This is a genomic window from Ralstonia sp. SET104 (assembly GCF_003851545.1).
Classification (GTDB): domain Bacteria; phylum Pseudomonadota; class Gammaproteobacteria; order Burkholderiales; family Burkholderiaceae; genus Ralstonia.
In genome coordinates this window covers 1-11087 of the sequence record NZ_BHVX01000014.1, presented here as the reverse complement: position 1 = coordinate 11087, position 11087 = coordinate 1, and the positions used below count along the sequence as shown (strand labels likewise).

At 63.7% G+C, this 11087-nt stretch carries 8 protein-coding genes; 2 read left to right on the top strand and 6 right to left on the bottom strand.

Annotated features, from left to right (window positions below; translation table 11 throughout):
- Positions 1-27: 27 nt before the first annotated feature.
- The 5 genes from pgaA to kbl form a co-directional block, all read right to left on the bottom strand.
- Positions 28-2499 carry a poly-beta-1,6 N-acetyl-D-glucosamine export porin PgaA gene (gene pgaA / locus PSUB009319_RS17140; RefSeq protein ID WP_124383402.1) on the bottom strand — a complete coding sequence of 824 codons (2472 nt, stop codon included), beginning with the start codon at positions 2497-2499 and terminating at the stop codon, positions 28-30.
- A 73-nt stretch (positions 2500-2572) separates the two neighbouring features.
- Positions 2573-3574, bottom strand: coding sequence for a response regulator transcription factor (locus tag PSUB009319_RS17135; RefSeq protein WP_124383401.1), 1002 nt, complete (start codon positions 3572-3574; stop codon positions 2573-2575).
- A 588-nt stretch (positions 3575-4162) separates the two neighbouring features.
- Positions 4163-4435 (bottom strand): hypothetical protein, encoded by a 273-nt coding sequence (locus PSUB009319_RS17130; protein ID WP_260393025.1) that lies wholly within the window; start codon positions 4433-4435, stop codon positions 4163-4165.
- Positions 4436-4517: 82 nt separating this feature from the next.
- Positions 4518-5498: an NAD-dependent epimerase/dehydratase family protein gene (locus tag PSUB009319_RS17125; RefSeq protein ID WP_124383400.1), complete on the bottom strand. Its 981-nt coding sequence runs from the start codon at positions 5496-5498 to the stop codon at positions 4518-4520.
- On the bottom strand, positions 5495-6715 hold the full coding sequence (gene kbl / locus PSUB009319_RS17120; RefSeq protein WP_124383399.1) for a glycine C-acetyltransferase: 1221 nt from the start codon (positions 6713-6715) through the stop codon (positions 5495-5497). Before kbl ends, PSUB009319_RS17125 begins: the two co-directional genes overlap by 4 nt.
- 87 nt (positions 6716-6802) lie before the next feature.
- Here kbl and PSUB009319_RS17115 point away from each other — a divergent pair, with 87 nt between their 5' ends.
- A complete protein-coding gene (locus PSUB009319_RS17115; protein ID WP_124383398.1) occupies positions 6803-7411 on the top strand; it encodes a helix-turn-helix domain-containing protein in 609 nt (202 codons plus the stop codon).
- A 200-nt stretch (positions 7412-7611) separates the two neighbouring features.
- Here PSUB009319_RS17115 and PSUB009319_RS17110 read toward each other — a convergent pair whose 3' ends face one another.
- Entirely contained in the window at positions 7612-8967 is a 1356-nt protein-coding gene (locus tag PSUB009319_RS17110) for an MATE family efflux transporter (RefSeq protein WP_124383397.1), read from the bottom strand.
- Positions 8968-9330: 363 nt separating this feature from the next.
- Between PSUB009319_RS17110 and PSUB009319_RS17105 the strand changes: the two genes are divergently transcribed.
- A complete protein-coding gene (locus tag PSUB009319_RS17105; protein ID WP_124383396.1) occupies positions 9331-10965 on the top strand; it encodes an APC family permease in 1635 nt (544 codons plus the stop codon).
- Positions 10966-11087: the final 122 nt, after the last annotated feature.

Sequence of the window (11087 nt, the reverse complement as noted above, 5' to 3'; positions counted from 1 at the left end):
GGAAATATTGCATGGGCATGAGCGCGGTCACAGCGGAATGTTGAGGTTCAGGTAGATGAACTTGCGGTTCTCGGGCTGGCCGTCGTAACTGTGGCGGCCAAAGCCGATGCCGTAGGACACCTGCGTCTTGCGATTGATCTGCCACACGTGTTCAAGCCGCGCTTCGTACATCGGGCTATTGCCGAACGACTGCTGGTTGTACATGCCGCCAGTCAGGTACAGGCGCTGCGTGAACGACTTGTCGGCATAACGCCAGGGCGTCCAGGACCAGATGGCCGTGGCCTGCCCGCTGTAGTCACGCGCGGGACTGAAGTAATTCAGGCCGGTCTTCGTGTTGCGGCTTGTGTCGGCCCCAAACAGCACGCCCACGGTGTGGCGCGGCGAGGTGAACACCTGCTGATAAAAATTGGCGGCCACGCGCTGGCGCAGGTTGTTGTCGGTATAGCGCGACACGCCGTACGTGAGCGTTGCGTAGCGCGTTTCATCCCACGTGTAGCGAACGTTGCCGCTCGCTGTCTTGCCGGTCACACCCACCTGATAGGCCTTGTAGGGCACCTCCAGGTCATCGTTGGTGACCATGCCCGAGACTTTCCAGTGGTCGCTCGGGATCCAGGCGGCATCGAGTGTGCCGCCGGTCTTGCCAGCCGAGCCGACGGACTGGTGCACCTCGCCGTTCACTTCCACACCGGTGTCGAACCACTGCACACCGGCGCCATTTCGCACGCGGCTTTGCGCTGTGCCGTCAAACTTGGCACGGCCCGCAAAGTTGTGGAAGAACAGGCGGTAGTGATCAGCAAACGGGCTGCTGTAAGCTTTGGTGTCGATGCCGTACTCGTTGTTGGCGAACACCGAATTGCCCTTGTCGGCCGCCGACTGGATGATGAGCTGCGGGCTCTGATAAACGTCCAGGTCCTTGCGCAGCGCGCGCACCGAACCGTTCTCGGGAAAGCGTTCGTCGAGCCCGTTGGCGGTGTCCTTGGCGGTCTTCAAATCGTCCACAGCCAGCGAGGCACGGCCATAGCCAGCCACCACGCTCAGGTCATCCGGGTGCTCCGCCAACGCGGTCTTGTACATCTCGCGCGAGCGATACGGCTCGGCCTGCACCATTGCACCATCGGCACGCGCGCTCACCAGCGATGCGGCGAACGGTGCTTCGTGGCGCCACTTGTCCAACTCGGCAATGCCCTGGTGCGTGCGCCCCGTCAGAATCAGGTACTGCGCCTCCAGGCGCTTGATGCGCGAGTAGTCAGGATTGGGCGTACCGGCTTGCGGCGCCAGGCGCACGTACTCGGGGTTGTCGGCCTTCATCTTGTCGAGCAGCGCGCGGGCCTCTTCAAAGCGGCCGGTATCGAGCATGGCGTAGAACAGGCCTTCCTGAACGTCGCCGGTTTCGATCTCGCCGGGGCTCCCATCCTTGAGCGCTTGCGTGTACGCAGCGGCAGCCTTATCCGGCGTATTGAGATACGAATAGGCATCGCCCGCAGCCACACGCGTGTAGGCAGGCACCTTGCCGTTCTGCGACATGGCTTCGTAGCGTTTGACGGCATCTTTCATGCGCCCGCGCGAGGCCAATGCCACCACTTCGTCTGCCACGATTGCCTGACGAAACTCGGCGTTCTCTGGCGTATCGGGCACCTTCTTGAGCAGCGCCTCGATCTCGGCTACGGCCTGGTCGATGATGACAAAGCGCTCTGGCCCGTTGATAACCTTCAACTGCTGGCGCCCCCAGCGGATGCGCTGTGCGGCGGCGGCATGATCGACATGCCACGATTCGGCTTCCTTGAACCAGTCCGGGTGCTGACGCAGGTTCTCTTGCGCCAGCGTGGCCGCGCCTTCGCGCGACTCGCGTATGACTTCATCGTGAAAACCCTGGCGATCGGTCGGCATCGAGCCAACGGGCACGTTACCGGGGGCATTGGCGCCGGCACGGCTGGTCGCTGCATTGGACGCTTCCGGCGACACCTGCAGCGGCTCCAGCGCGCCCGGACCCCGTGCGCTCGGGCCCGCAGGCATGGCCGGGGCCTGCGCGGCCTTATCGGGTGCCGGGGTGCCCGGCGGCAGGACCACAGTAGGCGATGCCGTATCCGCGGCAGGCGAAGGGGCCGGGGATGCCGCATCCGCAGCAGGCATTGGCGACTGGGTGGGCGGCGCCGTGGCTGCAAGCGACGTTGTAGCGGAGGAACCCGAAGGCGGCACCGCCTGCTGCGCAACCAGCAGCGTGCCGGCCGGCGACACCGGCACGGCATCAGCGTCCGCAACAACAGTGGTGGACGCAAACGTGGCCGGGCCCTTGGCAGTCGCGTCGCTCAGTTGTGTGTCGATCAAGCGACGCGTGGCCGCATTGGAGGAATCGTCGATCGCGGCGTGCGCGAACATCGGCACCGTGCCGACCACCACAACGGTGGCAGCGGCGATTGCGCAGCGGCGGGGATGCCATACCGCGGCCGCGCGGGTGCGCTCGGCCGGCAGGCTCCAAGAGAGTGGCTCGTGGGTTGTCATTGTTTTCATGTTCAGTGAGCGGCGCGTGCGGGCGCACGCCATCCGCATTGCACGAAGCGCTGCCTGGGCTGAATCAGCCGAGGCGCGCCGTACCGTTGGCGGTGCGCACGGGCGCGCGCATCGGCTTGGCAGGAGCCACGCCCCCAAATGCGCGTGTCATGGCGGCCCAGCGCGATTCAGCGCCCGATTCAGTGGCTGATGCGATGCCCCGATCGGACGCCACCGGCTGGGGGGAAGCAGACACCATCACCGCGTCCCGGGCCGGCGTGCTGGCCTGCAGCGGACGCGGCGTGCGCGCAGCGGTTTGCACGAACGCGTCTGCGTCCTGCACATCGTCAGGCGCCTGGACCAATGCCTGCGCAGATGCAGCGCTGGTTGTGGCGGCAGGCCCGCCCTGCAACTCCAGTGGAATACCCAGGCGCATGGCGGCGTACACCGCCTCGCTCTTGTTGCGCACGTTCAGGCGCCGATATAGCGTGCAGGCGTGCGTTTTGACGGTGGCTTCCGAGATGCCCAGCAGACGGCCAACACCCTTGACGGAGTGGCCGCGCGAGAGCAGCACCAGCACTTCATACTGTCGCAGCGATACGTTCAGGCGCTGCGCCGCTTCCGAAGCATCCATCGAGAGCATCGGCAAGGCCGGGCTGGCCGCGCGCGGCATCAGCGCCGGATAAGACTGGCCACCAGCCAGCACCAGCCGCAGCGTGGCCAGCAAGACTTCCGGCAATTGCGATTTGGCGACGTAGGCATCCACACCGCACGTCATGGCGACGTGCGCTTCTTCAGCAGACAGGCTGGCAGCAAGCAGCACCACATGGCTGGCCTCACTGCTGACGATGACCTCGCGCAATTGGGCAGCGAATTGGGTAGAGAATTGGGCAGCGTCGGTCGAGCCATCGGCCTCGTCCAAGCCGATGACGAGCAGATCGGTGCGTTCATCGCAGGCATGCAGCTCGCCCGGAAGGCCAGCAGGCAATGCCGGGGCAACGACCTCCAGGCCGAGGGTGGGATGCGCAAGCAACTGCGCAAGTCCGGCTCGCAGCAACGGATGATTCTCCAGCAGGACTGCTTTCATGGTTTCCTCGTTTTCTCGTGAAGCGATTCCGGTCAGGCGCGCACAGGCCAGCCGCTGCGGGCGAGCACGCATATGACCGTCGAAAACCCCGGAACCGTCTGAGAAAGCGCCGTGCCGCCGGCTATATACCGGCTCTGGAGAGGCGAAGTGCGAATGCCGTAAAAACCGTGAAGACCAATCTGGTTCCGGATTCGCTTATAGGAAAAGCAATGTTCTGCATGTGGCGGAACTGCCTTGCACATGCAGAGTGACCGCACGACATAGAGCAAGCATCGGGCCAGCTCCGTGCAGTGCAACATCTGCTTACACCCACAGCACAACAGGTGTCGTGCAGAAAGCTGGAGAAACCCAATGCAGCAAAGGATTGCCGGGCAGCCACGCCAATTGCTGCACTGCGGAAGAGAGGGTGATTTCTGTAACGGTTTGGTTACGTTTTCGCGACAGGTGACTCAGGCGTGATCGTGCCGTCGGCTGTCACCTGAACGTTTTTACAACCAGGTTTAAAACTTACCGAACGAGAGAAGCGCGCACCGCTCGACACGCGATGCCGGCGCCGCCCCGAGGGCCGATGCGCCCCTTGTCGCCCACTCAGGGCTTATGGCGCATGGCAAAGAGGAAGAGGCTATCGATCGCGCCCACCATGAAGATGAGGCCGGCTGCTGTGTGCAGCATCCACGTGCCATCGGAAAACGGCAGGGGAATCGACATATGCGGAATGGCCGCCACCACACCGGCCACCACTGAGGTGCGCAACACCGGCACCCACCACGTGCGCTTAGCGGGCGGCGGGTCGTCACGATGGCGCGGCGCGGGGTCGGGCGACGGACAAGGCATGCGGCGGGGGTGAGAAGTGATGGGCATGCTGCATTGTTGAACACAACCGATCGAAGCGAAACAGAAAACAGCGCCCCAGAATCCCCGCATTTCCCCTAACTGACGCTGACTAGGCGGCAGGCGTAGCCAGGTGCGCAAGGTTCTGGAGCATGTCGGCCGTGATCTGCGCCAAGCCAAACTCGGGTTGCCAGCCCCAGTCGCGCCGGGCAACCGAATCGTCGATGGAATTGGGCCAACTGGCCGCGATCTGCTGACGAAAATCCGGCGCGTAAGCCACGTCAAATGACGGACGGTGCCGGCGGATTTCCGCCGCCAGTTGCTCCGGCGTAAAGCTCACGCCTGCCAGGTTGTAGCTGCCGCGCTCGCCAATGCGCTCGGCCGGTGCCTCCATCAACTCGATGGTGGCGCGCACGGCGTCGGGCATGTACATCATGGGTAGCGCCTCATCGTGATCGAGAAAGCACGTATAGCGCTCGCCGCGCACGGCTGAATGGAAGATGTCGATGGCGTAGTCGGTGGTGCCGCCGCCCGGTGCGGTCTTGTACGAGATCAACCCCGGATAGCGCAGGCTGCGTACGTCCACACCGTGGTTCGCGAAATACCAGCGGCACCAGCCCTCGCCCGCCAGCTTGGAAATGCCGTAGACGGTCTTGGGCTCCATGATCGTGCTCTGCGGCGTATTGTCAGCAGGCGTGGTGGGCCCAAACGCAGCAATCGAGCTGGGCCAGAAGATGCGCTCGAGGTGGTGGTTGCGCGCCGCCTCGAGCACGTTGAGCAGGCCATTCATATTGAGCTGCCAGCCCCACGTGGGCGATTGCTCTGCGGCGGCCGAAAGCGCTGCCGCCAGGTGATAGATCTGCGTGATGCCGTGGCGCTCAATGATCTCGCGCAACTGCCCGCGGTCTGTCACATCCAGCGTCTCGTGGCGGATCTGCGCGTGACGGCCACGGGGCACCATGTCGCTGGTCACTACATTGGCGTTGCCGTAGCGCTCGGCCAGCGCAGTGGCCAGTTCCGTCCCCAACTGCCCATTGGCACCGATGATGAGGATGCGCGGCGCGGCGCCGCTGGCTCCGACCCCGGTGCTCATTGGATGATCCCCAGTTCCTTGCCAGCGGTTTCAAAGGCCTTGAGCGCGGCATCAAGCTGCGCGCGCTCGTGCACCGCGCTGATCTGCACGCGGATGCGCGCCTGCCCCTTGGGCACCACCGGGTAGAAGAAACCGATCACATACACGCCCAGTTCCAGCAAACGCTTGGACAGCGCCTGCGCCTTGGGCGCGTCGTACACCATGATCGGCACGATGGGATGGTCACCCGGTTTGATGTCAAAACCGAGTTCAACGATCTTGCGGCGGAAATACAGCGCGCTGCCTTCCAGCTTGTCGCGCAGCGCGGTATCGGCTTCCAGCAAGTCGAGCACTCTGATGCTGGCGCCCACGATGGACGGCGCCACCGTGTTCGAGAACAGATACGGCCGCGAGCGTTGACGCAGCAGTGCCACCACTTCCTTGCGCGCGCTGGTGAAGCCGCCCGACGCACCGCCCAGGCCCTTGCCCAGCGTGCCGGTGATGATGTCGATCTTGCCGAACACGCCGCGGTGCTCGTGCGAGCCGCGCCCGCGCTTGCCCATAAACCCTGTGGCATGGCATTCGTCGATACCGAGCAGCGCACCAAACTCATCGCAGATGGCGCGAATCTCATCCAGGCGCGCGATGGTGCCGTCCATCGAGAACACGCCATCGGTAAACACCAGCTTGAAGCGCGCGCCCGCTGCATCGGCCGCCTTCAATTGCGCGCGCAAGTCATCCAGATCATTGTGTTTGTAGCGATAGCGCTGCGCCTTGCACAGGCGGATGCCATCAATGATGGACGCGTGGTTCAGCTCGTCACTGATGACGGCGTCTTCGGCGCTGAGCAGCGTCTCGAACAACCCACCGTTGGCATCGAACGCCGAGCCGTAGAGGATGGTGTCTTCCGTGCCGAGAAATGTCGCCAGCCGCGCTTCCAGCGTCTTGTGCAGATCCTGCGTGCCACAAATGAAGCGCACCGAGCTGAGGCCGAAGCCATGCGTGTCGAGTGCTTCATGCGCTGCTTTCAACACCTCCGGGTGCGACGACAAACCCAGGTAGTTGTTAGCGCAGAGGTTGATGACCTCCTTGCCATCGTTCGTGCGGATCACGCTGCCCTGCGGCGAGGTGATGATGCGCTCGGTCTTGTACAGACCGGCCGCCTCGATCGCTTCCAGTTCAAGGCGGATGTTCGCGTAGAAGGCGTCGGCGGAAGCGTTGGCTTGCGTTGTCCCCATGGTGCTCCTCCTGTAGACTGCGTTGATCGATAAATCGAACAAGTTCGATATATCGAATAATTTGTTCAATTTACAAGATACCAGCCGATGGCACAAGCCCCTGCTACCGATGTGCCCGCCTACCCGCTGGCCGACGGCCCGCCCGCCGTTGGTGCCAAGCTGCAAACGCTGCGCCAGGCGCGCAAACTCTCGCTCGATGAACTATCGCGCCGCGCGGGCGTGTCCAAATCCATGCTCTCGCAAGTCGAGCGCAATCTGGCCAACCCGACCGTCGCCGTGCTCTGGCGCCTGGCTACCGCGCTGGGCGTAGGGCTGGCGGATTTCCTCTCGCCCGAAGGTGCGGCCGACGCGGCGCCCGTGGTGACGGTCATCCCCGCTCACTCCATCCCAGTCATCAAAAGCCCGGATGGCAAGTGCGAATTGAAGATTCTTGGCCCCGTAGACCTGGCGGCGCGCTTCGAGTGGTATGAACTGGCGATTCAGCCCGGTGGCGTGCTGGCCTCGGAGCCGCATGAGGTCGGGACAAAAGAGCACCTGTCAGTGCTTGGCGGCACGCTGACGGTGCAATCCGGTTCGAGCGAGAAGAAGGTGCGGCACGGAGAATCCGCGCGCTACCCGGCAGACGTGCAGCACGCGATTTCGAACGCGGGTAAGACGGTGGCGACGGCGTTGCTGGTGGTCGAGTGTGCGCAGTAACTGGCCGACGCCGACTATAACGAGGCACTCGCCATCGTTTCGAAGCTCGTCGACGCGGACCCGAGACGTGGCCTGAGCCTGGAAATGATCCGCCGGCTGCATGCCGAACTTCAGATTCCGGCGGAAATTCTGATTGCTTGAACCACCGAAAACACCAACAAAAAATGCCCACGCACGCGCGCTTGCTCTTTTGACGAACGCTAGGCCGCCAGCAACTGAGGCCCCCGCCACACCCGTGGCAGCAGCACGCCGAGCATCAACCCACGCAGCGCCATAAAGCCCAGCATCGACAGCCACAGCCCGTGGTTGCCCCACAGCGGCTGCAGCGTGATTGACAAGCCCCAGAACGCGGCAGCCGCCAAGGCCATCGTCACCAGCAGTTCACGCGTGCGCGTGGCGCCGATGAACACGCCGTCAAACTGAAAGCCCCATACCGACACGATCGGCAGCAGCGCGGCCCACACCAGATAGTGGCGCGCCGCTTCGCGCACGGCCGGCTGATCCGTCAGCACACCGATGATGGCTACGCCCGCCAACGCATACGCCGCCGCAAACAGCCCTGCCCCCAGTACCGACCAGAACGTCGACACGCGAATCGCCATGCGCAGCGCAGCACGGTCCCGCGCACCCATGGCAGCGCCCACCAGCGCCTCGGCCGCGTGTGCGAAGCCATCCAGCCCATAGGCCATGAAGGTCAGGAAGTTGAGCAGCAGCGCGTTGGCCGCCAGCACCACGTCACCCTGTTTTGCGCCCGCGCGGGCAAACCAGCCGAAGGCGGCCAGCAGGCAGAGCGTGCGCAGAAAGATATCGGTGTTCAAGCCCATCAAGCGGCGCCAGGCGTCACGCGCGAGCAGTTCTGCACGTGTGAGCGGCGGCAGACCCATCGGCCGTTGCAGCCATAGCAGCAACATGCCCAGCGCAAAACCGGCAATGTCGGCCAGCGCCGTCGCGGCGCCAATGCCGCCAACACCCATGCCTGCACCCAGCACGAGGCTCAGCACAGCGATCATGTTCACGGTGTTGATAAAGACCTGCAGCAGCAGCGCACGCCGCACCTGTTGGCGCCCGAGCAGCGTGCCGAGCACCACATAGTTGGCCAGCGCAAACGGCGCTGACCAGATCCTCGCGTGGCAATACACCTCGGCCATGCGGGTGACCGACTCGCTCGCACCCAGCAGCGCTAGCGTGATGCGGATGGCCGGTACCTGCAGCACCAGCAGCGCCGCGCCGATCGTCAACGACAGCAACAGCGCACGCGCAACACTGGCCCGCAGGGCCTGCGTGTCGCCCGCACCGTGCGCCTGCGACACCAACCCCGTGGTGCCCATGCGCAAGAAGCCAAAGCCCCAGAACACGAAGTTGAAGAACACCCCGCCCAGCGCCACGCCGCCAATGTACTCCGGCCCCGGCAAATGCCCCGCCACAGCCGTATCGACTGCCGACAGGATTGGCTGCGTCAGGTTGGCCAGCACGATCGGAAACGCCAGCGTCAACACGCGCCGGTGCCACTGCACAGGTGATGCAGGTGCAACCGATGTGACGAAAGAGGACTGCATTGGCACAAAAAACTGCGTGGGATGGTGAAAAAAGGCGGTGCAACCGGCAACGATTTCGCTATCATTGCGCCCCATTGCGGGCTCCGGAATCGAGCGGCAAGTGCGGCACCCCGCACAAGGTCGTCGATGACTATACGCGAATCCCCCCGGAAGGCAGACACCGTGTTTTGCCTTTCATCGCGGCCGGACGGGTGCGGTTGATGCGACGCGTCATCCGGCACACGCATGTCCCTGGTTGGTGACACCCACCACATGGGACGGCGGGCGACGCCCAAACAGCATCGCCTCGGTAGAACTAAGCGGACTGGTCAACACACCGCGATGCCCTGTCGAATTTCCGACTCGCCGGGGCGGAGACTCCTCTTGGAAAAAAACGTACAACGCAATCTCGGCGCCTGGGCACTGATGCTGACTGGCCTGGGCTCGATCATCGGTTCGGGCTGGCTGTTCGGTGCCGGTCATGCGGCACAGGTGGCGGGCCCCGCCGCCATCTTCACGTGGGTGATCGGCGCCATCGTCATCCTGGCCATTGCCCTGACATATTCTGAACTGGGCGCGATGTTCCCGGAATCGGGCGGCATGGTGCGCTATGCGCGCTATTCACACGGCTCGCTGGTGGGTTTTGTGGCGGCCTGGGCCAATTGGATCGCCATTGTCACGGTCATCCCAATTGAGGCCGAAGCATCCATTCAATATATGAGCACGTGGCCGTGGCCCTGGGCGCAGACGCTGTTCCAGCACGGTGAGCTGACGCCGCCGGGGCTGGTGCTGTCGGCGGTGCTCGTCATTGTGTACTTCCTGCTGAACTACTGGGGCGTGAAGGTGTTTGCCAAGGCGAACAACGCCATCACGATCTTCAAGTTCATCATTCCGGCGGCCACGGCCGTGGCATTGGTTGCGGCGGGCTTCCACCCAGGCAACTTCGGCACCGGCACCGATGGACAGGGTTTTGCGCCGTACGGCTGGTCTGCGGTGCTGACCGCCATTGCCACCAGCGGCATCGTGTTTGCCTTCAACGGCTTCCAGAGCCCGATCAACCTGGCGGGCGAAGCACGCAACCCGGGCCGCAATGTGCCCATCGCGGTGATCGGCTCGATCCTGCTGGCCGCGGTGATCTACGTGGCGCTGCAGGTGGCGTTCCTGGGTGCGGTGCCACCAGAAGCACTGGTCAATGGCTGGCATGGCATTGACTACCACTCGCCATTCGCCCAGTTGGCGATTGCGCTGAACCTGAATTGGCTGGCCATCGTGCTGTACATCGATGCGTTCGTCAGCCCGTCGGGCACGGGCAGCACATACATGGCCACGACCACGCGCATGATCTACGCGATGGAACGCAACAACACCATGCCGGCCATCTTCGGTCGCGTGCATCCGGTGTTTGGCGTGTCGCGTCCGGCCATGTGGTTCAACCTGGCGGTGTCGTTCGTCTTCCTGTTCTTCTTCCGCGGCTGGGGCGCGCTGGCTGCCGTCATTTCGGTGGCGACGGTTATCTCGTACCTCACGGGGCCGATCAGTGTGATGTCGCTGCGCCGCACGTCGCCGGGGCTGCATCGCCCGCTGCGCTTGCCGGGGCTCTCGCTCATCGCGCCGTTCGCGTTTGTGTGTGCATCGCTCATCCTGTACTGGGCCAAGTGGCCACTGACCGGCGAGATCATCGTGCTGATGCTGGTGGCCCTGCCCGTGTACTTCTATTACCAGGCCAAGGCCGGCTGGCCCGACTTCAAGACTGAACTCAAGGGGGCCTGGTGGATGATCGCCTACCTGCCGACCATCGCCGCGCTGTCGTACTGCGGCAGCACGGAATTCGGCGGCCACGGCTATATCCCTTACGGCTGGGACATGGGCGTCGTGGCGATCCTCTCGCTGTTCTTCTACTACTGGGGCGTGGCCAGCGGCTGGCACACACGCTATCTGGAAGAAGTGGGCAGCGTGCACGAAGACATCGAAGCGCACGAGAACAAGCGTGCGCCGCGCGGAGTCCCGCAAGGCATCTGACACCGCAGTTGCACTCAGAAAAAAGCGCCCGACCGGTTCTGCCGGCGGGCGTTTTTTATGGCTATGTCTGAATAAACTGTTGCGGCTTCACTCTGTCAAACGGATATTGGCTGACGGAGGGC